The sequence below is a fragment of the Vreelandella alkaliphila genome, from assembly GCF_016107625.1.
Classification (GTDB): domain Bacteria; phylum Pseudomonadota; class Gammaproteobacteria; order Pseudomonadales; family Halomonadaceae; genus Vreelandella; species Vreelandella alkaliphila.
Window position 1 is genome coordinate 101,799 of record NZ_JABASV010000003.1, and the last position, 25,891, is coordinate 127,689.

The following is a 25,891-nucleotide window of genomic DNA, read 5'->3' on the forward strand; positions in this document are numbered from 1 at the left end:
CACTGCTTTTTTTGTCTTACCTAGGAGATTGAACCATGACAATTCAGCGCCATGATACAAAAGCCCGTATGAGCCGTGCCGTTATTCATCAAGGTGTGGCCTATTTGTGTGGCCAGGTAAGCGGTCCTGAAGCGCGCCACGAAGGAATTAAGGAGCAAACCGAGAGTATGCTGGCACGGGTTGATGCCTTGCTAAAAGAAATTGGCTCCAGCCGCGAGCAGCTACTGAGTGCGACAATCTACCTTAAAGACGGCAATGATTTTGCTGCAATGAACGAGGTGTGGGATGCCTGGGTACCCGAAGGCTATGCACCGGCACGCACCTGTGTATGCGCGCCGTTGCCTGCGGATGAGTTAAAAGTAGAAATTACCGTTACCACTGCCGTCAGCAGTTAAGGTATCCGTATCAGCGATAGCTGTCTTACTGATTACTTACCTGCCTTTTCCACAGGAAAGCGGGTATCGCGCAGGCTATCTTTGATTTTCTTCAGGTGCGGTAGGAAATCTTCGCCGCGCCTGAGTGTAACCCCAGTGGCTAAGGCATCAATCAGCGTTAGTTGAATCATCCGCGAGGTCATGGGCATATAGTGGTCGGTGTCCTCGGGGGTGGCGACTTCGAGAGTCGAGGTACATTCCAAAGAAAGCGGGGAGTTAGGGGCGGTGATCCCCAGCACCACGGCGCCTGCTTCGCGAGCAACGCGTGCAATATCGACCAGTTCTCTGGTGCGGCCTGTGTACGAGATAATCACCACTACGTCACCGGTATGACAAGCGGCAGCCACCATGCGCTGCATCAGCACATCTACATAGGCCATGACGGGCAAGTTAAAGCGAAAGAATTTGTGCTGGGCATCCTGAGCGACGGCACCTGAGGCACCTAAGCCAAAGAAATGGATCTGTTTTGCTTGAGTAAGATAATCAACCATGCGCTCAACGGCGGCCATATCGACCTCACGCTGGGCTTCGTCCAGGGCGGCAATCGTCGCGCCAAAAATCTTATGGGTATACTGCGTTGCCGTATCGCCGGGCTCGACAGCTCGCGTCACATAGGGCGTTCCGCCTGCGAGGCTCTGCGCAAGTTTGATTTTAAAATCGGGGTAGCCTTTGGCGCCGAAGTTGCGGCAGAACCGGTTGACCGTAGGCTCGCTGACGCTGGCCGCTTGGGCAAGGCTTGCAATGCTCAAGCTGGTGGCTACTGCTGGGTCCTCCAGGATGACATTGGCAACTTTGCGTTCTGAGCGGTTTAATTCTTCTAAGCGTTCGCGTAAGCGGTCAAGCAGGTCATGCGCCATCAACAGCCTCCATGGCAATATTTTTTTGGGCGTTGGGTGCCCATTCGAGGCACCACGTAAAAAATGCGTCGGCGGTTAGCGGACGCGCATAGTAATACCCTTGCGCCGCTTCACAGCCAATAGAACGTAAGTAGTCCGCCTGGGCAGATGTTTCAATACCTTCTGCCACTACGTCGCACCCAACGGCATGGGCAAGCTGAGTAATGGTAAGGGCTAAATGACGGTCTACTGCGTCGTGCTCTAAATCCATGACGAAGGCACGATCTATTTTCAGGGTAGAGAAGGGCAGTGTTTTAACATAGGCGAGAGAAGAGTGACCAGTGCCAAAATCGTCGATCGCAACGGCAATATTCATCTCAGCAAGCTGAGCCAACTGCGTGCGTGCGTTGTGCATATCGCTTAATAAGCCTGACTCAGTAACTTCCAGTGCAAAAAAACGTTCAGGGATCTCTTGCTCAGCCAGCTTGGAAAGCAATGCCTGAGCAAAGTCTTTGCGCGCCAACTGGCGGGCTGCAACGTTCACCGCAATATGGAAGTCATCATCCAGCAGGCCTTTTATTCGCCATTCGACGATATGCTGCATTGCTTTCTCAAGCACCCACTCACCAATAGAGAGGATATCACCACTTGCTTCCGCAAGGGGAATAAAGTCCCCTGGGGAAATATGGCCTAGCTCGGGGTGGTTCCAGCGTAGGAGAGCTTCAGCTCCGATAACACGCTGTGTTGCCAGAGAAACTTTTGGTTGAAATGCCAGGGACATCTCGCCCCGTTCGGTCGCACCACGAATAGCTTGCTGAAGATTCAGGCGCTGGCGTTGTTGCGCTTCCAGCGTTTCGTTATAGCATTGAACGCGCAGCGTACCGTTCTGCGGCAACGCTAAGGCGGCCATATGCACAAGGCGTTCAATATCGAAATGGGCATCCGCCCAGCTAATGCCAATGCGCGCATTTAGAGGCAGTAGTAGGTCGCCCAGCGCTTGGTCTTGATCGAAGCAGCTCAATAGCTGCGCCGCGGAGTGGCGTAACGCCTCGAGTTCGGCGCGAGCAGTAATCACCAGTATCTCACTGCCTCCCCACAAACCTATTTGGCATTGCTGACTGAGTTTAGCCGAAAGTTGACGGCTGATATGAACCATCAATTTATCAGCGACGCCATAGCCATGTAGCTTAATAACGTCGTCTAGGTGGTCCAGCGCAATGAAGAGAAGCCCTGTTCCCGTGCCTCGCATTGCTGCTTCACGAAGCATTTGAGTCAGTGCGCGGCGATTAGCTAGTTGGGTGATTGGGTCGGTACGAGACTGGCGATCTAGCTCTTTTGTACGCTTTGCCACCATGCGTTCAAGTACGTCTGCCTGTTGATTGCGGGTTTGATAACGGTGCTCAACGCTTAATGTATTGCGGATGCGCTGTAGCACCTCATCCTGTTTGAACGGTTTCGTGACGAAGTCGCGCACACCCATGCTCAGTGAGCGATGACGCGTTTCATCATCAATCTGTGCGGTGAGTATAATAATTGGGGGGATATGGTGACCAAACTCTGCTTGCAATTGATTGATAACCGCGTACCCATCCAAGTAAGGCATGCGAATATCAAGCAGGATCAGGTCTGGCAACGTTTGCTGACAGTGCGCCAGCACTTTGCGTGGATCGCTTATACCATGCGTGTTTTCAAAGCCATGGTCGTCAAGCAGGTCCAATAGCAGCTCCACGTTAATACTGTTGTCGTCCACCACGAGGAGGTGTTTATGGAGCAGACTCATAGCGCCGTCCTTGGTGCAATGGTAATAAATCGATTTAGCGATACGGTCAATTTGTCAATATCAATAGGCTTGGTAAGGTAGTCCGCAAACCCAGCCGCCAGTCCATAATGTAAGTCTCGCTCCATCGCATTGGCAGATAACGCTATGACATCGATCTGCTTTAGCATGGGGTCGTTTTGCATAATGTCGAGCGCTTGAAAACCACTCATTCCGGGTAGATGGATATCCATTAGGACGAGATCAGGTGGCGAATGACGCATTATCTCCAAGCTGAGTTCAGCGCTTGCCACGACACGTAATTGTATTGATGGGAAGTCGTCAATAATATCTTCCATAAGCCGCTGATTAGCAGGATTATCTTCTACATAAAGCAGGTTGAATGCGCGGGGAGAACCGCTTGAGGTGCCCACGACGCTATTATGAGACGGTGCTTCATGTTCGGCCGGGTGTTCGGTAATGGGCAGCGTAAACCAGAAGGTGGAGCCTTTGCTTGGTTGGCTATCAACACCGAGACGCCCTTTCATCCGCTCTACCAGTTCACGCGTAATGGCTAACCCAATGCCTGTCCCTTCAATCGGTCCGTGCTCTGCATCCAGGCGGTTAAACGGTTCAAAAAGCTCGTGCTGGCGCTCTGGCGCAATACCATGCCCAGAGTCGATAACGCTCACTTTTAGTTCGCTCCCAATCGGCTCAATATTTACATGGATGGTGCCGTTTTCTCTATTGTATTTAATCGCGTTGGAAAGCAAATTAAGCAGTACTTGCTTAACCCGCGTGTAATCCGCCATGACCATGCAGGGTAGCGCTAATGAATCACGCGTTAGCGTAATATTGGCTGCTCCGATGTTGGCTTCCAGCGTTGTGCAGGCATCATCCAATACGTTTTCGATTAGCATAGGCTCTAATGAAAGCGTCATGTGTCCTGCTTCGATCCTCGCTAAATCAAGTACTTCATTAATCAGGCTTAACAGGTGTTGACCGCTCTTCTCGATTTGCCCTACTTGGCGTTGCTGCTTCTCACTCAGTGGATCACGACGGCCTTTTGCTAACAGTTGGGCAAAGCCGATAATCGCATTAAGAGGGGTGCGCAACTCATGGCTCATTGAAGAGAGAAACTCACTTTTTGCCTTGTTAGCTTGCTCTGCCTGATCACGAGCGGTTGCTAAATCGCAGGTAACTTGCTCGCGCTCTGCCATTTGGCGATAGAGGTTAATGAGTAGCGCGCAGGTATCAGTAAAAGGTTGAAGCCAGTCTAAAAGAGTCTGGTTTAATGGCTGTTTACTATTTGCGATGGCAAACATGCCAATAAGTCTATCGCCGCTGAAAATCGGCACGCCTAAGTAGTTGTCTAAGCGAGGGTGACCTGGTGGGAAGCCGCCGCGCTTGGTATGGCGATAAACGTCGTTAGTCATGATGACATCGCCATGGGCAAAGACACGCCCTAAGAGTGAGTTAGGGTTGGTTAGCGTCATATCTCCGCTGCGTAGACGCTCCATCAGAAGTCTGGATTCATCGCTCCAGGAGAGGTCAGTGATAGCATGTATCTTGAGAGCATTGGTGGTATCGGTAGGCAGCACTTCCCCAATCAAGGCGTAGTCGCTATCAGTGAGTTCTCGCAGCGCTTCCATTAAAAACGTCCACAACTGTTCAACCGACATTAGTGCCTGATAGTCCGTAATGCCTTGATGAAGCACTTTAAGTAGGCTTTGCTCTTTATGAATTTGCTGTGTGGCGTTATAAACATCAGTTAAGTTGGTCAGAATACCCAGAAACTCAGCAAAATCTCCCTGCTCATTATGGATGGCGTTGACGGCAAGATGGACGGGTATCAAGTGGCCGTCTTTATGGAGTGCTTCTACTTCTCGGCCTCGGCCAATCACCTTGGGTTCGCTGCCCGCCAAAAAGTTGGCAAGAAAGCTGTCGTGATGAGCGTTGATCGATGCAGGTGTAAACATCGACACATTGTTACCGACTACTTCGTGTTGCTGATAGCCCAGCATCGTTAGTGCAAAAGGATTAATACTTAACACGCTACCAGAGCGGTCAATGCGCACGATGCCGGTGGCACTTTCGTTAAACAGCGCCTCGTAACGGCGCGTCGTTTGAGCCAGGGCTCTACGTATTTGATGCTGGCGAAGCAACTCTTCCACTTGCCCAGCTAAGCTTTTTAAAATGCCTCGGTCTCGCTGACTAAACGAGCGCGGCTGACGATCAATTAAACATAGCGTACCTACGGGCAGATCATCGGCCAGTTGTAATGGCTGTCCGGCATAAAAGCGAATGTGCGGGGGGCCGGTGACGAGGGGATTGTCCGCAAAGCGCAGATCATCGAGTGCATTTTCGACGACCAGCATGTCATTAAGCCCCACCGCGTGGGCACAAAACGATAGGTCTCGGCAGGTTTCGCTGGTAGTCAATCCTTGGTGAGACTTAAACCACTGTCGTTCTGCATCGACGAGGGAAACTAGCGCAATAGGTAAGTCAAAGAGGCCGCAAGCAAGCTGAGTGATTCGGTCAAACGCTTCGTCAGCGGGTGTGTCAAGCACCTGGAGAGCGTGCAATGCCGCCAAGCGCTGGTATTCATTCTCAGGAAAATCTGCGGCTTGCATTGTGCGTCCCAAAAAATAGTTCATTCAAAAAGTGCGCTCAACTAAGTCGTTAACTAATCGGCGTAGTTAACTAATCGGCGAATAGTAATAATTATCGGGTATTAATGGCGAAGCTTTAGCCAATCCTGAGTAATTTTAATAGCCAGCGCTTATAAGGTGGCCTTACCAGTGAACTAGAGGCCCGTTTTGATTGATAAAAAATACCTCGTAAATGGCTGAACCGTTCAAAACCATGGCGACCGTGATAAGCCCCCATACCGCTTTCACCAACGCCACCAAAGGGCAGCGAGGGAACGGCGTGATGAAGCAGCGTTTCGTTAAATACCAGCGCACCAGAGCGAGTGGTGTGACGCAAGGTTGTTTGCAGCAACTTATTGTCGGTGAAGGCATAAAGTGCCAGTGGGTGAGGCCGGGTATTCACAAAGGTAATCGCGTCGTCGATGTTTTTAACGCTGATAAGCGGTAGTGCACGGCCAAAAATTTCCTCTTGCATCAGCTCAAGGTTTTGGGTTGGATCAATAACGAGCGCTGGTGCGTGTTGCCCGATATCGATGATGCGGCAGCCGTGATCTCTCGCTTGTGCTATCAGCCGTTCACTGCGTTTCTGATGATGGGGGCTGACAAAGCCTGTGGCCTCTTTATCGCTGGGGCGCTGCTGTTCGATAGCTCGACTTAGTGCCTGAATAAGTGCTTCCAGGTGGCGGCTTTCTACAAGCACATAATCCGGCGCAATGCAGGTCTGGCCGGCATTCATTCCCTTGCCAAATATAATTGAGGTGGCCGCACGATCCAGATCAGCGTCACTCGCCACGATAGCGGGTGATTTACCACCTAGTTCAAGCGTCACCGGGGTTAACTGCTCGGCAGCGGCAAGTGCAACTTGGCAGCCCACCGCCGTCGAGCCGGTGAAAACCAGATGATCAAAAGGTAGTACGCTAAACGCTTTTGCTATCTCTGGGCCGCCTTCAACAACGCATACTTCTTCATCGGTAAAGTACTGCGGTACTAGCTTAGCCAGCAGGGCGCTGGTATTGGGGGCGTGCTCGCTGGGCTTGATCATGACGCTATTACCCGCTGCGACAGCATCAATAGCGGGCATCACTGCTAAGCTCCAGGGGTAGTTCCAGGGCGACATAATACCCACCACGCCAAGTGGCTGAGGAGCGATGCGGGCGCGGGCGGGCCATAAGCGCCATGGCATGTTGGCAGCGTATGGGCGCATCCAATGCCATAGGTTTCGCCGTGTATGACGAATGGCATGCAGCACCGCGTTAATCTCTGCTAAGCGTATCTCTGTCTCACTACGCTTGCCGAAGTCAGTTTGAATGGCCTGGATAATCTCCCGCTGGTGATGCTTAGTCATTCGTGCAAGGCGGGCTAAGCGCTCTCGTCGCAATCTTAATGAGGGGAAGGGCGCTTGGCCAAACGCATGACGCTGAGTGTGCAACAGGCGCATTAAATCGCGTTTCATGGCAGCTCCTTGGGTTAATTCTTAATAACAATAGTCGTTTGTCCTGCTACTTGAATACCTCACTCCAAATAGAAATGACAGCATCAACAAAAGCACTGACAGCTTGGTTGGTGGTAAGGTCACACTTTCACCATTTAAACGATATGCCTCGGGAGGCATCATGCTTTCGCGCTCACTGTCATGCATTATGCTACCTGCTATCGACGCTGTGGATGCCGCCCAATGGGACGCACTGGTGAGTAGCGACCAGCCTTTCCTACGACACGCGTTTTTGCATGCATTAGAAAGCAGCGGCTCTGTCTGCGAGGCGACCGGCTGGGAGCCTTGCCATCTGTGCGTATGGCAAGATAGCCGCTTAGTGGGCGCGTTGCCCATGTATCGCAAACACCACTCTTACGGTGAGTATGTGTTTGATTGGGGATGGGCCGATGCACTGGAGCGAGCAGGCGGCCATTATTACCCCAAGGCATTAAGTGCCATTCCTTTTACCCCGGTGCCTGGTACGCGTACTTTAATTGCCGATGATGCCAACGCGGAGGATGTTCGCGGGTTATTAGCAGCGACGTGGCAAACCCATTGTGAAGAACAAGCGTTATCGAGTTGGCACCTCCTGTTTGCACAAGATGACGAAGTGGATGCCTGGCAGCGCCAGTTTCCAGCGTTAATTGCGCGAGAAGGCGTTCAGTTCCAGTGGCGAGATCGCACCTTTGGTGATTTTGAAGGCTTCCTGGCGAGCCTTACGTCGAAGCGTCGCAAAATGATTAAACGTGAGCGTCGCTTGGTCGCCGAGCAAGGCTTTACGCTACGACGTTTAGAGGGCGAGGCGATTACGCAAGAAGCAATGGCGCACTTCTTTCGCTGCTACACGATCACATACCACGAGCGGGGACGGCCTCCCTACTTAAATGACGTTTTTTTCGAGCGATTACGGCATTCGATGCCTGAAGCGCTTGTATTGGTTCAGGCGCTGCTGGATGGCCAGCCTGTTGCAGCGGCTCTCTATTTTCGTGGCAATAGCACTTTATACGGCCGCTATTGGGGAAGTGAGGTGGTTGCCGACTGTCTTCATTTCGAAGCCTGCTACTACCAAGGCATTGAATTTTGTCTGGAAAAGGGGCTCTCTTTGTTCGACCCCGGTACTCAAGGAGAGCACAAACTGGTGCGTGGTTTTGCGCCCCAGCGGGTACGTTCGCTGCACTATCTTGTACACCCAGGCCTAGCGGCTGGAGTCGCCCAATTTTGCCAAGAAGAGGGGGCCCATATCAGCGCCTATCGAGAGGCAGCGGCCGACGCATTACCGTTCAAATGAAAATCGCTTTATAAAGCCAGCTATATAAAGCGTGACTCGCTGGAAATAGCCCATGATGGCATAATGCGCCTCGTTCAGGCCTAAACAAAGGGATGCGGTGATGCATAAATGGCTAACGGTTGCGCTGCTTGCTGTATTGGGGCTTCTCCAATACCAACTTTGGCTAGGTAATGGTGGCTGGGAGGATTTGCAACTGGTAGAGGAGCGCGTTGCCGTTCAAGAGGCTGCCAATGTGCCGATGAGAGAGCGCAATGCTCGGTTAGCGGCTGAAGTTACCGACCTAAAAACCGGCCTGGATGCGATTGAAGAGCGTGCTCGTAGCGACATGGGCATGGTGCGTAGCGATGAGCAGTTTTTTTGGGTGCCGGGTGTTGCCATTGAAGCAGAGCTAGTGGGCATCAATGCGGGGCTAGTGACTCAGCCAAACTTGCCTAGCGAGGACACAAACGAATGAGTCATTCGCTGTGGCTAATCGTGCCCGCCGCTGGGCAAGGTAAGCGAATGGGCGCTGATAAGCCTAAGCAGTACCTGCCACTGGGCGAAAAGCCCATTCTTGCCCATACACTTAGTCGACTACACCGAGCCTTCCCCACTGCGCATCTTGTGCTGTGCCTGGATAGTGATGATCATTGGTTCAAGCCTGAATGGGTGCCATTTCCCCAGTGGCAACGGGTGGCGGGTGGCGCGGAGCGAATGGATAGTGTTTTAAATGCGCTGCACGCTATAAAAGCGCAAGAAAACGATATGGTGATGGTGCATGACGTCGCGCGCCCCTGCATTACATCATCTGATTTGCTGGCGCTTTATGACGCTGCTCAGCAGCACTCAAGTGGCGCACTCTTGGCGATGCCTGTTGCTGACACCATGAAACGGGCCAATGCCGAACAATTAAGCGCCGTGACAGAGCCTCGGGATCGGCTGTGGCACGCGTTAACACCTCAAGCTTTTCGTTATGCGCTTTTGCGGCGCGCCCTTGAATATGCTGTCGCTAATCACTGTGTGGTCACGGATGAAGCCTCGGCTGTTGAAGCGCTTGGTCAGGCGCCCAGGCTGATTAGTGGGCGTCGTGATAATCTCAAGATCACCCATCCTGATGACCTTGCCCTTGCTGCCGCTATCATGGCGTCGCAAGTAGCCCAATCCTCTGAATCTGAAAGGAGTTGTTAATGCGAATTGGCCACGGATTTGACGTGCACCGATTTGGCGTTGGCGACCATTTGATGATTGGTGGCGTTAAGCTGCCTTTCGAACATGGTTTTGTTGCCCACTCGGATGGCGATGTGTTGCTGCATGCTATCAGTGACGCACTGCTAGGTGCCTGTGCGCTCGGTGATATCGGGCGGCATTTCCCCGACACCGACCCAGCATGGGCTGGCGCAGATAGTCGCCATTTATTGCGCCACGTGGTTCAACTGGTTCACGCAGAGGGCTTCTGTGTGGTTAACCTGGATGCTACGTTAATGGCGCAGGCGCCTAAAATGGCGCCGCATATTGATACGATGCGCGCTGTCATCGCTGAAGATTTAGGTATTAGCCTTGGGCAGGTCAATGTTAAAGCCACAACGACTGAACGGCTTGGGTTTACCGGGCGAGGCGAGGGTATCGCCGCTGAGGCAGTGGTGTTGATTGAACACCAAGAGGCGTTAAATGCTTAACTTACCCGCTTGGCAGCGCTGCTTAGATGCCGAGTTTGGTGCCCCTAGTCCAGGTGGCTATCGCGTTCAGCCAGAAGATTTTGTCGTCGACGAGCAGTTGGACTTTACGCCTGAAAATCATGGCGAGCACCTGTGGTTACGTCTTGAAAAGCGCCATCAAACCACGTTAGATGTGGTGAAAAGCGTCAGCCGCCTTTGTGGTGTCACACTTCGAGATGTGGGCTACTCCGGGATGAAGGATCGTGTCGCAGTGACGCGGCAGTGGTTAAGCGTGCATTTGCCCGGACGCGAGGCGCCACGTGATTTGAGCGAATCATTAGCGGCAGTGGGTATTACTGTGTTGGCCCAGGCAAGGCATCCCCGAAAACTCAAACGCGGTGTCCATCGCACGAACCACTTTACCTTGCGGCTTAGTGGTGAAGCGCTTCAACATCCGAATTTTTTTGACCGCTGGGAGGCGCTTTGTCGCCACGGTGTGCCTAACTATTTTGGACCCCAGCGTTTTGGTCCTGAAGGGCGAAATTTACAGCGTGCAGAAGCTCTTCTAGCTAAAGGTTGGCGCAAGCGAGATGATCGCCAAGGCATGATGCTTTCCACCGCGCGTAGCTTCTTGTTTAACGAGTTGCTGAGCGAGCGTTTGACGGATGGAACGTGGTGCCAGCCGCTAGCGGGCGATATGCTGATGCTGGATGGCACACACAGTGTGTTTACCGTTGATGCCGTTGACGACGACTTGATCGGTCGTGCCGCTGCGCTTGATATTCATCCAACCGGTGCCCTGTGGGGTGTCGGGGAACTCGCTGAGTATCAAGTGGCTGACTACGAAAAACGGCTGTTAGCGTGCCATCCAATGCTGTGCGAGGGATTGGTGAAAAGCGGTGTGAAACGCTCCCATCGGGCGCTGCGAGCAAGGTTAATTTCGCCTAGTATCGAGATATTACCTAATGCCGTGGTACTCTCATTTGCCTTACCACGGGGAAGTTTTGCCACGGCGGTGGTGAGTGAGTTAATTGCTCATCCGGATTTTGCTTAATGCGCCCAACGTGCGCTTATCTTTGCTAGGCATCTATAAAGGAGACGTTAATGCGGCGACTGCTGCTTTCCAATGACGATGGTGTCCATGCACCGGGCTTGCGGGCACTTCATGATGCGCTAGTCGCCCATGCGAATTTACGTGTGGTTGCTCCCGATCGAGACCGCAGCGGCGCCAGTAACTCGCTGACGCTTTCTCGTCCGCTCTCTTTAACCGCGTTAGATAATGGCTTTTATAGCGTAGACGGTACGCCTGCCGACTGTGTTTATCTGGGCGTGAACGGCGTCTGGGATGAGCGTCCTGACTTGGTGATTTCGGGGATTAATCACGGCAGCAATCTTGGCGATGACGTACTCTATTCAGGCACTGTGGCGGCTGCCATGGAAGGGCGCAATTTGGGCATGACTGCCATTGCTATGTCGCTGTGTGGTGAGCGCTATTTCGCGACGGCTGCGAAAGTGGCGGCCAGCTTAATCGGTGCTGCCGATCAGCTATCACTGCCACCCCGCACACTCTTGAATGTCAACGTGCCAGATGTTCCGTGGGAAGAAATTAAAGGCGTCAGAGTGACCCGCTTAGGCTATCGCGGACCAGCAGAGAAACCTGTTCCCGTAAAAGATCCGCGTGGTCGTACGCGCTTCTGGATAGCACCGGTGGCGGCTAACGCCGATGATGGTGAAGATACCGACTTCTCTGCTATCGAAGCAGGTTATGTATCAATTACTCCACTACAAACTGACTTAACGCGCCATCCCGCGCGCAGCGACGTGCAGGACTGGTTGGATGCTTTTGCCTGAGCTTTCGCCCAACGAGCTGCGCGGACGAGGCATGACCTCTCAGCGGACTCGAGATCGCATGGTAGAGCGGCTTGAGCAGCAGGGTATTCAGGATGCGCGGGTGCTCGATATTATGGCAGGTGAGCCAAGGCACTTGTTCGTTGATGAAGCGCTGGCGCATCGTGCCTATGAAGACACCGCGCTGCCTATCGGTTTTGGTCAGACACTATCGCAACCCTTGACGGTTGCGCGCATGACCGAGCTGGTGTTACGGGCTAATCCAAAGCGCGTGCTTGAAGTGGGGACCGGTTCGGGTTATCAAACGCTGATACTGTCTCGGCTGGTGCCAATGCTTTATTCGGTCGAACGTATTTATGCATTACATCAACGCGCTGCAGAGCGGCTTTGGCGGCTTGATGCCCCAGCGACGCTGGCAGTGGCTGATGGTGGTGAAGGGTGGCAAGAAGCTGCGCCTTTTGATGTGATTTTGTTAACCGCTTGTGCTCAAACGCTGCCAGAAGCTCTATTGGAGCAGCTTAGCCATGATGGTGTACTCATTGCTCCATTAGAAGAGCCTGACGGTAGCCAATGGCTCACCCAAATAAAACGCATTGGTAGTGCCTTTGAAAAGCGTCGGCTCGAACCCGTACGCTTTGTACCTCTATTGCAAGGAGTGGTGGATTGAAGCGTCGATTTGTAGAGCTGTTTTTAAAAGGCGCAGGGATGGGGGCAGCCGATGCGGTGCCCGGTGTTTCAGGTGGAACGATCGCATTTATTACCGGTATTTATGAGGAACTCATTAATACCATCAAACAGTTTGGCCCCGGCGCCTTCATCGCTTGGCGTCGTGGTGGTTGGCTAGCGCTGGCTCAGCATTTGAATTTGGCCTTTCTAGTGCCGCTGCTACTTGGCGTTGCGGTTAGCCTTTTCAGTGTGGCTCATATAGCGCTATGGCTAATGGAAGCGCAGCCGCTGCTGATTGAGGGATTTTTCTTCGGCTTGGTGGCCGCGTCGGGGTTTGTTGTCGCCAAGGCGGGAAGAGGCTGGAAATTTTGGTATTTATTGCCGATGGTCGGCGGGCTGCTGTTGGCTAAGTCGCTGCCAGGTATGATGCCGCTGGTGTTACTTATTGGTAATGAAGCTTTGGTAGTCATGGTAGCTGGCTGTATTGCTATTAGCGCCATGCTGTTGCCAGGAGTGTCTGGTAGCTTCTTGCTGCTTACGATGGGGCTTTATGGCACCATTTTAGGGGCTATTCGAAGCTTTGATATCGGTATTATCATACTCTTTGGCATGGGGTGCGTTGTTGGTTTGGCGTTATTCTCGCGACTACTGTCGTGGCTTCTGCGTCGCCATCATGATTCTACGCTACAGCTTTTGCTCGGGTTTATTGTTGGCTCGTTACCCGTGTTATGGCCGTGGAAAGAGCTGGTTCGTTATCAGCTTGGCCCTGATGGGCAAATGATCCCGTTGGCTCATCGTTATCTGTTGCCTAGTGACTATGCGGTATTGTCTGGTGCATCTGCACAAACGGTAGGCGTTGTGGCACTAATGGTGGTTGGCGCACTATTGGTGGTGTTATTAAACCGTCGCGCAGTGCACTATGCCGGACATAGATCAATAGGAAACGCGCGCGACGTTGAAAAGGAGTAGGGTTTCCATGCGTAAGGTTTTTATCATGTCAGTATTGGCGTTAGCGGTCAGCGGCTGCGCCAATCAGCAGCAAAACACCCCACAAGTGCGTGATTTAAGTGAAGCGCGCCGCGCGGTAGCAGACTCACCTCAATATACTGTTAAAACAGGCGATACCCTTTATGGCATCGCATGGCAGCACAATCTTGATTATCGTCAGTTGGCGCAAATCAACAATATTGATGCGCCTTATCAAATTTACCCAGGCCAAACCATTGCGCTGCGTGAAGGCGCGGCGGCATCAAGTAACCCGTCAGCAGGCTCCTCTGCCCCAGAGCGCCCTGCGTCGGGCGCTGTCGCAACAGGACTGAACCCTCAAGCGACTTCCGTGGCAAGTAACGATCAGCAGCTAGATTGGTTGCTGCCCGATGAGAGTGCGATTGAGCGTAACCAGCGTTTAACGGCTGAGCGGGCGGAACGTGCTGAGCAAGCTGCTGAGCAAGCGTCGGTGGCCGCCGCGCAGCAAGTGGCTGATAGCGCAAGTGCCGCTAACACCGAGGCGACGTCTACTGTTGAGGCGTCTCAGTCAGAGCCTACGAGTGAGCCGGAACCAACGGCTGAGCCTAAGCCAGAGCCCAAACCTGAACCAACTCCAGAACCTGAGCCAGCAGTGACCACACCGCCTGCAGAGGCTGAGCAGCCGAGCCAAACCGCTCGCGTTGACCGCTCCTCACGCACGTTTACACCTGTTGATAATGTTAACTGGCAATGGCCAACATCAGGCCAGGTAACTGGAGAGTTTGGTCAGGGTGGCTCTATCACCGCTGGGATTGATATCGGCGGGCAAAAGGGGCAACCTGTCAAGGCGGCAGGCCCTGGTATCGTTGTCTATGCGGGTAGCGGCGTACGGGGTTACGGTAACTTAATACTACTCAAACACAACGATCAGTATCTGAGTGCTTATGCGCATAATGATAGCTTAAGCGTTAAAGAAAATGATGTCGTTGAAGCAGGAGAAGTGATTGCCACGATGGGGGATAGCGATGCAGACAGTGTCAAACTGCACTTTGAAGTACGCCGTGATGGGCAGCCTCAAAATCCCTTGGACTATCTGCCGTCCCGTTAATCATTGCCAAGCGAACCTTTAAGTTGGTGTGATTGGGGTACCCGAATAGCTAGAGTTAGGGCGTCATATAACAAAAATGGTGTAAGTGCACAGGGAGTGCGGCCACCTTTACTTTTCTAAATGGCGGTTAGGCGAAATAACGGGGGATACTACCATGAGTATGCTGGAGAAGGATCTACAGGAGGTTGACCTGGACGCTGTTGAAGAGGCGCTGGATAGCGTCGATGATGTCTCCGCGGAGGAAGACGCCTTTGAAAAAGCGTTGAGCCGTGATGAGCGTCAATCGACTCAAAGCTTGGACGCGACACAAATCTATCTCAATGAAATTGGTTTTTCGCCGTTATTAACGCCGGAAGAAGAAGTCTACTATGGCCGTTTAGCGCGTAAAGGTGACCCGCTTGGACGGTCAAGGATGATCGAGTCTAACCTTCGCCTGGTCGTTAAAATTGCCAGGCGTTATCTTAATCGGGGGCTTACACTGCTTGATTTGATTGAGGAGGGTAACCTTGGGCTAATCCGAGCGGTGGAAAAGTTTGACCCTGAGCGAGGGTTCCGCTTTTCTACCTATGCCACGTGGTGGATTCGACAAACCATTGAGCGTGCGCTAATGAATCAAACGCGCACCATTCGTTTGCCGATCCATGTGGTTAAAGAGCTAAATATTTACCTGCGTGCAGCGCGTGAACTGACCCAAAAGCTTGATCATGAAGCCACTGCAGAAGAGATCGCAGATCATCTCGATAAGCCAGTAGAAACGGTTAAGAAGATGCTTGGGCTTAATGAGCGCGTCTCCTCGGTAGATTACCCAATGGGTGGCGAAAGCGATAAGCCGTTAATCGACACCTTAACCGACGACGACGTGCTAGGGCCGGAAGCATGCTTAGTGGATGGCGATGTGCGTGAGCACGTAGACCACTGGTTGGATGAGCTAAGTGATAAGCAGCGAGAGGTGGTTGTACGCCGCTTTGGTTTGCGAGGCCATGAGTCCGCCACGTTGGAAGAAGTTGGTGCAGAAATTGGCTTAACTCGCGAACGTGTTAGGCAAATCCAAGTAGAAGCACTAAAGAAACTGCGCCGCTCATTGGAAAAACAGGGCCTTTCCCTTAACGCTATTTTCGAGAGCTAATCGCGGTAAGCTGTTGTGTCATACCGACCATAACGCACCGAGTTCATCGCTCGGTGCGTTGTTTTTGACGCCCATTGGTTGATCAACCGTTAACTATTGACTGTGTAAGTGAGAAACGTGATGCGCCCCTTGGTGGCCCATATTGATTTAGACGCCCTGCGTCATAACTATCAACTAGCGTGCCGCTGCGCGCCCCAAAGTCGCTCGGTAGCCGTTATTAAAGCGGACGCTTATGGTCATGGTGCGCTTGAGTGCGCGCGTGCTCTAGAAGCTGATGTGCCCGCATTTGCTGTTGCTTGTATAGAAGAAGCGATTAGCCTGCGTGAAGGGGGAATTAAAAAACCTATTGTATTGCTTGAAGGTATTTTTACCGCTGACGAGCTGGCGCTCGTTGATCAGCACAATTTTTGGATCAGCGTTCACAGTGAGTGGCAGGTAGCGGCCTTATTGGCTTTTTCACCCCGTCAACCTATTCCGGTATGGATGAAAGTGGATTCCGGTATGCATCGTTTAGGCTTTTCTCTAGACGAGGCACTTGATGTTTGGCAGCGGTTAGCTAGCGCACCACAGGTGACAGCGCTGCATTTGATGAGCCACTTTGCGACAGCAGATGCACGTGAGGGCAGCTACTTTAATCAGCAAATGGCCGCTTTAACGACATTGGCAGAAGCGCTTGATGCGCCCCTATGCTTAGCAAACTCCCCGGCAACACTGGCATGGCCAATCGCCCATGGCGACTGGAATCGCCCTGGTGTCATGCTGTATGGCAGTGACCCGCTGGAAGACGCCAATGAGATCACCCGGCAACTGCGCCCGGTGATGAGCTTACGTTCCGAAATTATTGCCCTTCGTGAACTAGAGGAAGGCGAGCCTGTTGGCTACGGTGGCCGTTGGCGCGCATCTCGGCGTTCTAAAATTGCCGTCGTTGCGGCAGGTTATGGTGATGGTTATGATCGCCACGCCATAGACGGCACCCCGGTGTTAGTGAATGGCCAGCGCTGTGCGATTGCCGGCAAGGTCTCAATGGACATGCTAACCGTAGATGTCACCGACGTGTCGGGGGCTGCTATCGGTAGTGAGGTGGTGCTGTGGGGAGCCGCTAGCAACGGTGCCGTGTTGTCCATTGATGAGGTAGCACGCTATTGCGATACCATCAGCTATACCCTGTTAACGGGAGTGCTGCCAAGAGCGCCGCGCCGCTACCATGGGGCCTTCGCTTAAACGGTTATCAGTATGTCTAAAAGTACGTATCCGCGCTCTTTCGCGCATCCCCGTTATTGGTCAACGTGGCTGGCTATTGGAGCAATGTATGTCGTTGCTTGGTTGCCCTGGCGGCTTAAGCTGTGGGTTGGGAAAATAATTGGCCTGTTGGCGTGGCGCTTTGCGAAACGTCGTCGTCATATCACTGCGACCAATATTGCACTCTGTTTCTCTGAAAAAAGTGTCGATGAGCAGCGCCGCTTGGTAAAAGAGGTTTTTATTGCGAACGGTATTGGCTTAGTGGAAACAGCCACTGGTTGGTGTCGTGACGCAGAAGGGTTACGGCACCGGGTGGCCTATCATGGCCAAGAGCATCTCGCACGGGCTAAAGCGCAAGGCAAGGGCGTACTGGTGGTGGGAATTCACTTCTCCACACTGGATTTAGGGGGGGCGCTGCATTCGCTATTTTTCCCTGCTGATGTGGTTTATCGCCCGCACAACAACCCCTTATTCGAACGCTTTATGACTCGTGCCCGCTCACGTATTTTTGGCCAAGCGATCGATCGGCATGACTTGCGTGGTGTTGTGCGCAGGATTAAAGCAGGTCACATAGTGTGGTATTCACCGGATCAGGATTTTGGTCGCGATGTTAGCGTGTTTGCGCCACTGTTCGGCCAGCAAGCCGCTACGATTAGGCTGACCGCAAAAATCGCCCGAATGACGGGCGCGCCGGTGGTGCCATTGATGTTCCACCGCAATCCTGATGACCAGACATATACCATTACCTGCCTGCCCGCGCTTGATAACTTCCCAAGCGGTGATGAAATGGCCGACGCTACTCGGGTAAATGAATTTATCGAACAAGCTATTCGTAAGTATCCGGAGCAGTACTTATGGCTTCATCGGCGCTTTAAAACGCGTCCGGAAGGTGAGCCAAGCGTTTACTAGCGACATCCGTTAACAAAAAAAGCCGTTCTGCTTAGTAGCAAAACGGCTTTTCGTTAACGTTGAAAGCAGGCGTTAGTCCAGGTTTCGAGAGTAGAAAATCTCTAGCATCTCTTTGCGCAGACGGCTTTCAATGTCTCGTGCTTCTTCGAAGGTAATGTCGCGGCGCGATGTGCCGAACAGATAGTTATCAAGTTCGAAATCTTTCAGCAGCATTTTGGTGTGGAACATGTTCTCTTGATAAACATTCACATCGATCATCTGATAGGCGTGCTTGGTATCTTCTGCCAAGTAGTCCTGGATCGAGGTAATGTCGTGATCAATAAACAGCTTTTTACCATCGACATCGCGGGTAAAGCCACGAACCCGATAATCCATGGTGACAATGTCAGAGTCGAAACTGTGAATTAGGTAGTTCAGTGCTTTCAATGGACTGATGTGTCCACAGGTAGACACATCAATATCCAATCGAAAGGTGCTAATACCGTTATCAGGATGCGACTCAGGATAGCTGTGCACTGTCACGTGGCTTTTATCAAGATGTGCCACGACTGTTTCAGGTAGCGGCCCAGGGCCTGGTTCAGTTTGCTCTGGGTTTGCTTCATCCAGCTCGTGTTCAGCAATCAGAATCGTAACGCTGGCCCCATGGGGCTCATAGTCTTGACGAGCAATATTGAGCACATGAGCGCCAATAATATTGGTGACGTCTTTTAGAATCTGCGTCAAACGTTCGGCGTTGTAAAGCTCATCGATATAATCAATGTAAGCCGCACGCTGCTCTTCGGTTTTGGCGTAACAGATGTCGTAAATGTTAAAGCTCAACGAGCTAGTCAGGTTATTAAACCCGTGGAGTCGGAGATTATCTGACACGTCCGAACCTCCCTATGGCAGATGAAGACACCCCGACGAGCCAGCGCCGGAACCGATAGTAACTTGTCACCGTGATGCTGTAGTCGCTTTCTGCAAAGCGGCTGTTTGCTACGCAGTAGGGGTAAAAACAAGCGAGCGTATTATGCCCGCCAAGCGCATGGTATGCATCCAGCCGCGCTATTTTTTTTAATACATATGTCGTTGATACATGAGAAGGATGGCGCTCCGAGTAGTTCAAGCGTCGACAATCTCAAAAGAGTGGGTAATCTCAACGCCGCCTTGTGTCAGCATAATAGATGCGCTGCAGTACTTCTCTGCGGAGAGCTCAACCGCCCGCTGTACCTGCTTCTCTTTTAAGTTGCGGCCAGTCACCACGAAGTGTACGTGGATTTTGGTAAATACGGAGGGCACTTCATCAGCGCGCTCTGCGTCAAGCTCCGCGATACAGTCGGTGACATCAGCGCGGGCTTTATCAAGAATATTCAAGATGTCAAAGGCGGTGCAGCTACCCATGCCCATCAGCAGCATTTCCATTGGGCGGGGGCCGGTGTTGCGGCCGCCGTGGTCAGGAGGGCCGTCGATAACGACGCTGTGCCCACTACCGGACTCTGCTACAAATTGGCGACCATCTGTCCATTTTACCCGTGCTTTCACGTCGCTCTCCTCATCTAGGCACCTATAGGTAGTTGCGAAGCATAACATTTCTAGCGATAGACGCACTTTTTCATCGCTTGCTAATCTGTTGCGCTAAAAGGTGATGTTCAAGAACCTCAAGGCGCTCTGGAGTTCCTACATCTACCCAGTGGCCTGAAAAGTGTTCACCACTGACCCGCTTGTCTGCCATTGCTTGCTTAAGCAGCGGTGCCAGGGCAAATGCCCCTGGCGTCTGATCGGCAAGAAGATCCGGGTGCAGCAGGCTAATGCCGGCAAAGGTGAGACGCTGAGGGCCTTCCATTCCAACGCGTCCGTTGATAAGGGAAAAATCACCGGTAGGGTGGTGGGAAGGGTTATCTACTAGCACAAGATGGGCTAGGTCACTTCCCTGTAGCAGTGATTCTGAGGGAATGTAATCGCACCAGACATCCCCATTGACCAGCAGAAACGGGGCATCACCAAGCAGGGGGAGTGCCTTTTGAATGCCTCCGCCGGTTTCTAAAGGTGTCTCTTCATGGCTCCAAAGAATCCGTAACTGGTAGTCGCTTCCATCACCTAGCGCTGCCATGATCTGCTCTGCGCGATAGCTCACGTTGATGACCACCTCATCAATGCCTGCACGCTTGAGCCGTTCGAGGTGGTGCACAATAAGCGGCTTATCGCCTACCGGTAACAGTGGTTTTGGGCAGTGGTCGGTAAGTGGCCGCATCCGTTTGCCAAGTCCCGCGGCTAAAATCATCGCTTTCATAATGTGCTTTCTGCTAAACGTAGGGCAATGGCGGGGCGCAGTGTGCCACTTACCCATTCAGCAAACTCGCTGTGCTGGGGCAGCGCGGTTAGGCTATCTTCTAAATGCGCTAAAAAATGCGGCAGGCGTGATAAATAGCCTTGTTTGGCATCGCGAAGCGTTAAGCGGCAAAAAATTCCCAGCACTTTTAGCGAGCGTTGAGCGGCCATGGCTTGGCATTGGATAAGAAATTCATCATTGCTGGCATGGCGAGGGAGACGCCCATCTTGGCACGCTTGTCGATAGAACGAGTCGACAAACTGCATAAACTGCGCCTGAGAAAAGCGGCAGTAGCGACCGCGCAGTAAGGAAATAACGTCGTAACTAATTGGCCCTGCCACTGCGTCTTGAAAGTCAATCATGTAAAGCTGCTGGTTGTGCACCATGATATTCATCGCATCGTAATCACGATGTACGCTGACGACGGGTTGATTGAGGGCTTGCTCAACGAGGTGGCCACGCAGCGCATCCCAACTGGCTGGCGTTGATAACGACAGCCAATTGTTTAAACACCACTCAGGAAAAAGGTCGAGTTCTCGGTTCAGCAGCGTCGCATCATAAGGCGGCAGCGCGGCAGGGTTGGCGTGGTTTTGTAACTTGGCCAGTAACGACAGTGCATCCAAATGACTCTGTTGAATGCGCGCTTCATCAGTGAATAGCGCTTGTAAAGGGGTATCCCCAAGGTCATCAAGCAGCAAAAAACCCGCGTCGAGATCGGCGGCGTAAATATGCGGTACGGGCAGTTTTGCCGCGTACCAGCGCTTTCCGATAGCGACGAACGGCGTTGAGTCTTCCTGGTTAGGGGGGGCATCCATTACTATGCGAGTGCTGCCACAGGGCAGTGTCAGCCGGAAATATCGCCGGAAACTTGCGTCACCGCCCGCTGGGGAAAGGCGGATAGCGGCGCTGTTTAGGCCATTTTGTTCAGCCACCCACTGGGTGAGGGCGTCAATCCTAGAAGAGGACATGCAAGCTCCTTGCTGGTCGGGCATCATGCGGGCTGTATAATACCGATTCTGGATGCCAAGGATAACGAACATGGGCAAGCGAATCTCGCGTACCGTACCGGTTGCGCACACGCTGTTGGGCAGTTTGCTCGCTGGCGCCTCATTTTCAGCGGTGGCACAAGGCCAGGCGCTGCCTGCCGAGGCGCTTGACTGGCAGGCCTGGAGCCAAGATGAAGCACCGCATCAGCTGTGCCGAGGGCGATATGTGATGCCTGACTACCGCTTGCCAGCGGTGGATAACCCCGAAACGTTGTCGGTGGAGACTCAGGAAGTCGATTACGCCGCAGATGGGGAAGCGTTGTTGCGCGGTGATGTTGTACTGCGTCGTGGAAACACAGAGCTACAGGCGGCGCAGATGTATTTACCCGCCGACCGCCAACGCGTAGATGCAGAAGGCAATCTCGCCATACGAGATGGTCAGGCGCTGGTGCGCGGCGAGCAAGCCACGTTAATGCTGAACGATGACCGAGCCTCGTTACGTAACAGCCACTATGTGCTCTACGAACAACATTTACGCGGTCAGGCCAGTCAATTAGAGCAAACCGGTGAAGAGCAATATCGTCTACGCAATGCTTCATTTACGACGTGCGATCCAGGTGCCAATAGCTGGCAACTCGTTAGTAGCGATATAAAGCTGAATCAAGCAGAAGGGTTTGGTACCGCACGGCACGCACGTTTAGAAGTAAAAGACGTGCCGATTTTTTACTGGCCTTGGCTACGTTTCCCCATTGATGACCGCCGTCATACAGGATTGCTGTCACCTTCTATTAGCTTTTCCAATGAGGGGTTTGACTATGCGCAGCCCTTTTACTGGAACATAGCGCCAAATCATGATGCCACCATTACACCGCGCTGGATGTCTGACCGTGGGCTGCTGCTCAATGGTGAGTACCGCTATCTGCTTGAAGAGAGTAGAGGGACGATAGAAGGCGGATATATCAATAGTGATGACGGCAGTGAAAATGGTGATAACCGCTTTGAAGGTAATGATCGCTGGTATATTGATGCACAGCATGCAGGAACGCTGACGCCACGCAGTGATTACCAATTGCGCTATGGTGCCGCCAGTGATGGTCGCTATTTCGATGATTTTGGTGGTGAGTTTGGCAATAGTGAACGCGTTAGTATGGAGCGGCTGGCTCAGGTAGATTACCGCGGTGAGCGTTGGCAGTTAGATGCCCGTGCCCAGGGTTTTCAGCGGTTGGAAGACCCGCTGAGTGATTCCGATAAGCCATTTTATCGCCTACCAAGTTTGACAGCGAACTCTGACTGGCAATTAGGCGGCGGTCTCTATACGCAATGGCGCTCTAACGCGACCTATTTCTGGCGTGATGTAGACGAGCGACAGGTGCCTGAGCGCGAGGCCGCCATCGGCACGCGCCTGCATCTCACGCCGGCTATCGGTTGGCGTTTTGAGCAACCTTGGGGCTATATCGAGCCGCGTACCGAATTATGGCATACCGCTTATGAGTTGGATTATGGCGATCGCGTCACTGATCGTGGCACGTCTCCCAGCCGCAGTGCGGCGGTCACATCGATAGATAGTGGCCTGGTGTTTGAGCGTGAATTAGAGCTGCGCGGACGAGACTATCGCCAAACCCTTGAGCCACGTTTGAACTACGCATACGTCCCACGTACTAACCAAACACAACTGCCTGATTTTGACAGCCGCGAGCGAGCGTTCTCGTGGGATCAGCTATGGTCTCCTTATCGTTTCTCAGGCGCAGATCGTTTAGGTGATCTCAATCGCGTGTCGCTTGGCGTACAATCTCGCTTTATTGAAGACGCCACTGGGCAGGATCGGTTAACGCTTGGGGTTGGGCAAAGTGTTTATTTATCTGAGCGCCGCATCGATAGTGAAGGCGACCCAGACACATTGCCTGCTCGTCCAGAGGATGATCCAAGTGTGAATCCGCTTAGCCGCTATCAAGCCACTCGCGATCGCTCTCCGTTGGTGACGCGGCTTGATTGGCAGATAAATGATCGGTGGAGTGCGGGTTATGAATGGTTATACGACGACCAGCGTGAACAGACCGAACGCTCTAGCGTTGATGCGCGTTATCGCCATCCCGCTGGCCACGTAGTGAACCTTGGTTACCGTTGGGAGATCGAAGGTTTCGATCCAGGCGTCGTACCCGGCGATGACGGCTTTAGAGATTACAGCCGAGAAGAGTGGGATCTGTCACTTGCTTGGAAAGCCAGCCCGAGGATTGATTTGATTGGTCGCTATCTGCACGATCAAACTAATGACCGCGCGCTTGAACGGCTGGCAGGCGTTCAATGGAACGACTGCTGCTACGGCTTACAGCTAGTATGGCGTGAGTGGGTAGACGATAACGACACCGCCCGCGTGGGTGATGACTTTAATGATCGCGGGCTATTTTTACGCTTTGTATTCCGTGGTCTTGGTGGCGTTGGTCAAGAGGCTGACGGCTACTTTGAACAGGCCATTCCTGGCTACCGCCCAACGCCGCTGTAACGATTTTGTTAAATGGCGACTGACTGAAAGAGATTCTTTATGACTACCAGAATGACCCTGCTGACCGATGGCTTGAAAAATCGGGCAAAACTGCTTTCTGCGGGCGGTATGATGGCGCTCTGTCTTGGAACGAGTGCTGCGCTTGTGCCGCTATCGGTTTACGCACAAAATTTCGAATCAACCCAGCGGCAAATGTTGGATAGTGTTGTGGCTGTCGTTAATGACGGCGTCATCATGCGCAGTGAGCTTGATGACCGCATTGCCCAGGTAGAGCAGCAGGCGCAAACCCAGGACGGTAACTTACCGCCTCGTAGCCAACTGGCTCAGCAGGTACTAGAGCGCATGGTGATGGATGAAATCCAACTACAAATGGCTCGCCAAGCCAACCTTAGCGTGGACGACACGGAGCTAAATCGCCAGTTGCGCTCCATTGCTGAGTCTAACGGCATGACGCTAGAACAGTTTGCCGATGCCGTAGAGGCGGATGGCATGACCTTGGGTGACGTACGTGAAGAAATACGCCGCGAAATGTTGATGCGCCAAGTACAGCAGCGCCAAATTAGTCAACGTGTCACCGTGACTGATCGTGACGTTGAACGCTTCTTGAGCCAGCAACCATCTCAGCAGGGGCAAGCGTTCATTGAAGAAGTACGTGCCCGCCACGTGTTGGTAGAGTTAACGCCAACGCGCAATGAAGATCAGGCTCGTGCCCGCGCTGAGCAGGCTCGCCAGCGTTTACAGCAGGGGGCAGACTTTGCGTCCGTCGCTCGTGAGTTTAGCGACGACCGTGGCAGTGCCATGAATGGCGGCGAGCTTGGTTGGGTGCGTCCAGGACAAACGGTGCCAGCCTTCGAAGAAGCGATGGGGTCGTTGAGTACTAACCAGCTATCTGAGCCAGTGCGCTCCCAGTTTGGCTACCACGTCATTGAAGTGCTAGAGCGTCGCCGTCAGGATGTGACGGATGAAAGTCGCCGTGAGCAGGTTCGTCAGGCCATTTTCCAGCGTCGTGCTAACGAAGAGCTACAGACGTGGCAGCGTGAAATGCGTGAACAGGCTTTTGTCGATATTCGCCTTTAATGAGCCAATCTAATGAGCAATAGTGCGCCACTGCTGATAACTACCGGAGAGCCAGCGGGCATCGGGCCAGAAATCACGCTGATGCTGGCCGCCAATGGCCAATTGAATAATACGGTGGCTATTGGCGATACGCAGTTGCTAAAACAGCGTGCATCGCTGCTGGGGCTTCATCTTGATGTGATAGAAGCAGCCCCTGGAAGCGGGGTTACTTCCTCGCCAGGGCATTTGGTTGTGTGGCCCGCGGCACTTCGCGAACCAGCACTCCCAGGCGTGCTCAATCCTGCTAATGCAGGCTATGTGCTAGAGACGTTGCAAATCGCTGTAGACGCCTGTCAGCAGGGGCATGCAGCGGCCATGGTCACTGCACCGCTGCATAAAGGGGTGATTATCGAAGGCGGCTTTGCTGGCTTCACTGGCCACACCGAATGGCTGCGCGATGCCTGTGGGGTTGATGAGGTCGTGATGTTGTTGGCTACCGACCAGGCGCTGCATGCCCAGTCGAGCCGTTGGCAGGGTAACAGTGACCTACGCGTCGCACTTGTTACCACACACCTACCGCTGCGTGACGTGGCGGATGCGGTTACCTACGACAAAATTACCCGTATTAGCCGTTTGCTTGCGACTGATCTGAAAAACCAGTTTGGGATTGCCGCTCCGCGCATTGCAGTGTGTGGGCTAAACCCTCATGCAGGAGAAGATGGCCATTTAGGGCGCGAAGAGCTCGATGTTATTATCCCCGCGCTGAAAGCGCTGCGCGCTGAAGGCCTTGATGTTCAAGGCCCGTTGCCAGCGGATACGCTTTTCACCCCACGCCATTTAGCGGGCGTTGATGCGGTGCTGGCGATGTATCATGACCAGGGGCTGGCAGTGTTAAAATACGCAGGCTTCGGTCAGGCGGCGAATATTACACTTGGCTTGCCGCTGGTGCGTACTTCGGTAGATCACGGTACCGCGCTCAGTTTAGCCGGTCGCGGCACTGCCGACCCCAATAGCTTAGGCGTTGCCCTAGCGCTAGCAAAGCGACTTTCCGCGCAGCGCGCCAATGGCTTAAATGCTTTATGAATCAACCCTCCAAGGAACACTGT

The 25,891-nt window shown here is 52.9% G+C and carries 24 protein-coding genes; 16 read left to right on the forward strand and 8 right to left on the reverse strand.

Annotated features, from left to right (window positions below; translation table 11 throughout):
* Positions 1–35 precede the first annotated feature (35 nt).
* Complete coding sequence (locus JFC11_RS05715; protein WP_038477690.1) at positions 36–395, forward strand: RidA family protein; 360 nt, start codon at positions 36–38, stop codon at positions 393–395.
* A 32-nt stretch (positions 396–427) separates the two neighbouring features.
* Here the strand turns inward: JFC11_RS05715 and JFC11_RS05720 are convergent, their stop codons facing one another.
* From JFC11_RS05720 to JFC11_RS05735, 4 genes are all read right to left on the reverse strand, one after another.
* On the reverse strand, positions 428–1,291 hold the full coding sequence (locus tag JFC11_RS05720; protein WP_038477687.1) for a MurR/RpiR family transcriptional regulator: 864 nt from the start codon (positions 1,289–1,291) through the stop codon (positions 428–430).
* Entirely contained in the window at positions 1,281–3,050 is a 1,770-nt protein-coding gene (locus tag JFC11_RS05725) for an EAL domain-containing response regulator (protein ID WP_198348945.1), read from the reverse strand. Before JFC11_RS05725 ends, JFC11_RS05720 begins: the two co-directional genes overlap by 11 nt.
* Positions 3,047–5,659 (reverse strand): ATP-binding protein, encoded by a 2,613-nt coding sequence (locus tag JFC11_RS05730; RefSeq protein ID WP_198348946.1) that lies wholly within the window; start codon positions 5,657–5,659, stop codon positions 3,047–3,049. The genes JFC11_RS05725 and JFC11_RS05730 overlap by 4 nt, the downstream gene beginning before the upstream one ends.
* Before the next feature lie 115 nt (positions 5,660–5,774).
* A complete protein-coding gene (locus tag JFC11_RS05735) occupies positions 5,775–7,130 on the reverse strand; it encodes an aldehyde dehydrogenase family protein (RefSeq protein WP_198348947.1) in 1,356 nt (451 codons plus the stop codon).
* A gap of 160 nt (positions 7,131–7,290) precedes the next feature.
* Between JFC11_RS05735 and JFC11_RS05740 the strand changes: the two genes are divergently transcribed.
* The 12 genes from JFC11_RS05740 (at position 7,291) to lpxL (ending at position 17,935) form a co-directional block, all read left to right on the forward strand.
* Positions 7,291–8,439, forward strand: coding sequence for a GNAT family N-acetyltransferase (locus JFC11_RS05740; RefSeq protein WP_198348948.1), 1,149 nt, complete (start codon positions 7,291–7,293; stop codon positions 8,437–8,439).
* 100 nt (positions 8,440–8,539) lie between these two features.
* Entirely contained in the window at positions 8,540–8,893 is a 354-nt protein-coding gene (gene ftsB / locus JFC11_RS05745) for a cell division protein FtsB (RefSeq protein WP_038477672.1), read from the forward strand.
* On the forward strand, positions 8,890–9,606 hold the full coding sequence (gene ispD, locus JFC11_RS05750; RefSeq protein WP_038477669.1) for a 2-C-methyl-D-erythritol 4-phosphate cytidylyltransferase: 717 nt from the start codon (positions 8,890–8,892) through the stop codon (positions 9,604–9,606). The genes ftsB and ispD overlap by 4 nt, the downstream gene beginning before the upstream one ends.
* The gene (gene ispF / locus JFC11_RS05755; RefSeq protein ID WP_038477666.1) at positions 9,606–10,094 is read left to right on the forward strand and encodes a 2-C-methyl-D-erythritol 2,4-cyclodiphosphate synthase; all 489 of its coding nucleotides are present in this window, start codon (positions 9,606–9,608) and stop codon (positions 10,092–10,094) included. The genes ispD and ispF overlap by 1 nt, the downstream gene beginning before the upstream one ends.
* Positions 10,087–11,127, forward strand: a complete 1,041-nt coding sequence (gene truD, locus JFC11_RS05760; RefSeq protein ID WP_198348949.1) for a tRNA pseudouridine(13) synthase TruD — start codon at positions 10,087–10,089, stop codon at positions 11,125–11,127. The genes ispF and truD overlap by 8 nt, the downstream gene beginning before the upstream one ends.
* Positions 11,128–11,177: 50 nt before the next feature.
* Positions 11,178–11,924 (forward strand): 5'/3'-nucleotidase SurE, encoded by a 747-nt coding sequence (gene surE, locus JFC11_RS05765; protein ID WP_089039633.1) that lies wholly within the window; start codon positions 11,178–11,180, stop codon positions 11,922–11,924.
* The gene (locus JFC11_RS05770; protein WP_095604000.1) at positions 11,911–12,588 is read left to right on the forward strand and encodes a protein-L-isoaspartate(D-aspartate) O-methyltransferase; all 678 of its coding nucleotides are present in this window, start codon (positions 11,911–11,913) and stop codon (positions 12,586–12,588) included. Before surE ends, JFC11_RS05770 begins: the two co-directional genes overlap by 14 nt.
* Positions 12,585–13,556, forward strand: coding sequence for a DUF368 domain-containing protein (locus JFC11_RS05775; RefSeq protein WP_120386438.1), 972 nt, complete (start codon positions 12,585–12,587; stop codon positions 13,554–13,556). Before JFC11_RS05770 ends, JFC11_RS05775 begins: the two co-directional genes overlap by 4 nt.
* Before the next feature lie 7 nt (positions 13,557–13,563).
* Positions 13,564–14,661 carry a peptidoglycan DD-metalloendopeptidase family protein gene (locus JFC11_RS05780; protein WP_198348950.1) on the forward strand — a complete coding sequence of 366 codons (1,098 nt, stop codon included), beginning with the start codon at positions 13,564–13,566 and terminating at the stop codon, positions 14,659–14,661.
* 154 nt (positions 14,662–14,815) lie between these two features.
* Positions 14,816–15,787, forward strand: coding sequence for an RNA polymerase sigma factor RpoS (rpoS, locus tag JFC11_RS05785; RefSeq protein WP_038477648.1), 972 nt, complete (start codon positions 14,816–14,818; stop codon positions 15,785–15,787).
* Positions 15,788–15,907: 120 nt separating this feature from the next.
* Positions 15,908–17,008: an alanine racemase gene (gene alr, locus JFC11_RS05790; protein ID WP_198348951.1), complete on the forward strand. Its 1,101-nt coding sequence runs from the start codon at positions 15,908–15,910 to the stop codon at positions 17,006–17,008.
* A gap of 12 nt (positions 17,009–17,020) precedes the next feature.
* Positions 17,021–17,935: an LpxL/LpxP family Kdo(2)-lipid IV(A) lauroyl/palmitoleoyl acyltransferase gene (lpxL, locus tag JFC11_RS05795; RefSeq protein ID WP_120386441.1), complete on the forward strand. Its 915-nt coding sequence runs from the start codon at positions 17,021–17,023 to the stop codon at positions 17,933–17,935.
* A 72-nt stretch (positions 17,936–18,007) separates the two neighbouring features.
* Here the strand turns inward: lpxL and speD are convergent, their stop codons facing one another.
* From speD to JFC11_RS05815, 4 genes are all read right to left on the reverse strand, one after another.
* Positions 18,008–18,802: an adenosylmethionine decarboxylase gene (gene speD, locus JFC11_RS05800; protein ID WP_030073826.1), complete on the reverse strand. Its 795-nt coding sequence runs from the start codon at positions 18,800–18,802 to the stop codon at positions 18,008–18,010.
* 234 nt (positions 18,803–19,036) lie between these two features.
* Positions 19,037–19,456, reverse strand: coding sequence for an OsmC family protein (locus JFC11_RS05805; RefSeq protein ID WP_038477634.1), 420 nt, complete (start codon positions 19,454–19,456; stop codon positions 19,037–19,039).
* Positions 19,457–19,526: 70 nt separating this feature from the next.
* On the reverse strand, positions 19,527–20,204 hold the full coding sequence (gene murU / locus JFC11_RS05810) for an N-acetylmuramate alpha-1-phosphate uridylyltransferase MurU (protein ID WP_198348952.1): 678 nt from the start codon (positions 20,202–20,204) through the stop codon (positions 19,527–19,529).
* Positions 20,201–21,211 carry an aminoglycoside phosphotransferase family protein gene (locus JFC11_RS05815; protein WP_120386443.1) on the reverse strand — a complete coding sequence of 337 codons (1,011 nt, stop codon included), beginning with the start codon at positions 21,209–21,211 and terminating at the stop codon, positions 20,201–20,203. The genes murU and JFC11_RS05815 overlap by 4 nt, the downstream gene beginning before the upstream one ends.
* A 70-nt stretch (positions 21,212–21,281) precedes the next feature.
* Here JFC11_RS05815 and JFC11_RS05820 point away from each other — a divergent pair, with 70 nt between their 5' ends.
* From JFC11_RS05820 to pdxA, 3 genes are read left to right on the forward strand one after another with little or no spacing between them, the layout of a single operon-like run.
* Complete coding sequence (locus JFC11_RS05820; protein WP_198348953.1) at positions 21,282–23,729, forward strand: LPS-assembly protein LptD; 2,448 nt, start codon at positions 21,282–21,284, stop codon at positions 23,727–23,729.
* Between the two features lie 39 nt (positions 23,730–23,768).
* Entirely contained in the window at positions 23,769–24,806 is a 1,038-nt protein-coding gene (locus JFC11_RS05825; protein ID WP_038477622.1) for a peptidylprolyl isomerase, read from the forward strand.
* A gap of 12 nt (positions 24,807–24,818) precedes the next feature.
* Positions 24,819–25,868, forward strand: a complete 1,050-nt coding sequence (gene pdxA / locus JFC11_RS05830) for a 4-hydroxythreonine-4-phosphate dehydrogenase PdxA (protein ID WP_095603991.1) — start codon at positions 24,819–24,821, stop codon at positions 25,866–25,868.
* Positions 25,869–25,891 lie beyond the last annotated feature (23 nt).

What these genes read in the sequence shown, in the direction of transcription:
- JFC11_RS05715 (WP_038477690.1), top strand. Translation starts at nt 36, where the DNA reads ATGACAATTCAGCGCCATGATACAAAAGCCCGTATGAGCCGTGCCGTT.
- JFC11_RS05730 (WP_198348946.1), bottom strand. Translation starts at nt 5,659, where the DNA reads ATGCAAGCCGCAGATTTTCCTGAGAATGAATACCAGCGCTTGGCGGCA.
- alr (WP_198348951.1), top strand. Translation starts at nt 15,908, where the DNA reads ATGCGCCCCTTGGTGGCCCATATTGATTTAGACGCCCTGCGTCATAAC.
- JFC11_RS05720 (WP_038477687.1), bottom strand. Translation starts at nt 1,291, where the DNA reads ATGGCGCATGACCTGCTTGACCGCTTACGCGAACGCTTAGAAGAATTA.
- JFC11_RS05735 (WP_198348947.1), bottom strand. Translation starts at nt 7,130, where the DNA reads ATGAAACGCGATTTAATGCGCCTGTTGCACACTCAGCGTCATGCGTTT.
- truD (WP_198348949.1), top strand. Translation starts at nt 10,087, where the DNA reads ATGCTTAACTTACCCGCTTGGCAGCGCTGCTTAGATGCCGAGTTTGGT.
- ftsB (WP_038477672.1), top strand. Translation starts at nt 8,540, where the DNA reads ATGCATAAATGGCTAACGGTTGCGCTGCTTGCTGTATTGGGGCTTCTC.
- pdxA (WP_095603991.1), top strand. Translation starts at nt 24,819, where the DNA reads ATGAGCAATAGTGCGCCACTGCTGATAACTACCGGAGAGCCAGCGGGC.
- ispF (WP_038477666.1), top strand. Translation starts at nt 9,606, where the DNA reads ATGCGAATTGGCCACGGATTTGACGTGCACCGATTTGGCGTTGGCGAC.
- murU (WP_198348952.1), bottom strand. Translation starts at nt 20,204, where the DNA reads ATGAAAGCGATGATTTTAGCCGCGGGACTTGGCAAACGGATGCGGCCA.
- JFC11_RS05780 (WP_198348950.1), top strand. Translation starts at nt 13,564, where the DNA reads ATGCGTAAGGTTTTTATCATGTCAGTATTGGCGTTAGCGGTCAGCGGC.
- surE (WP_089039633.1), top strand. Translation starts at nt 11,178, where the DNA reads ATGCGGCGACTGCTGCTTTCCAATGACGATGGTGTCCATGCACCGGGC.
- JFC11_RS05725 (WP_198348945.1), bottom strand. Translation starts at nt 3,050, where the DNA reads ATGAGTCTGCTCCATAAACACCTCCTCGTGGTGGACGACAACAGTATT.
- JFC11_RS05815 (WP_120386443.1), bottom strand. Translation starts at nt 21,211, where the DNA reads ATGTCCTCTTCTAGGATTGACGCCCTCACCCAGTGGGTGGCTGAACAA.
- lpxL (WP_120386441.1), top strand. Translation starts at nt 17,021, where the DNA reads ATGTCTAAAAGTACGTATCCGCGCTCTTTCGCGCATCCCCGTTATTGG.
- JFC11_RS05825 (WP_038477622.1), top strand. Translation starts at nt 23,769, where the DNA reads ATGACTACCAGAATGACCCTGCTGACCGATGGCTTGAAAAATCGGGCA.
- JFC11_RS05770 (WP_095604000.1), top strand. Translation starts at nt 11,911, where the DNA reads ATGCTTTTGCCTGAGCTTTCGCCCAACGAGCTGCGCGGACGAGGCATG.
- JFC11_RS05740 (WP_198348948.1), top strand. Translation starts at nt 7,291, where the DNA reads ATGCTTTCGCGCTCACTGTCATGCATTATGCTACCTGCTATCGACGCT.
- ispD (WP_038477669.1), top strand. Translation starts at nt 8,890, where the DNA reads ATGAGTCATTCGCTGTGGCTAATCGTGCCCGCCGCTGGGCAAGGTAAG.
- JFC11_RS05820 (WP_198348953.1), top strand. Translation starts at nt 21,282, where the DNA reads ATGGGCAAGCGAATCTCGCGTACCGTACCGGTTGCGCACACGCTGTTG.
- rpoS (WP_038477648.1), top strand. Translation starts at nt 14,816, where the DNA reads ATGAGTATGCTGGAGAAGGATCTACAGGAGGTTGACCTGGACGCTGTT.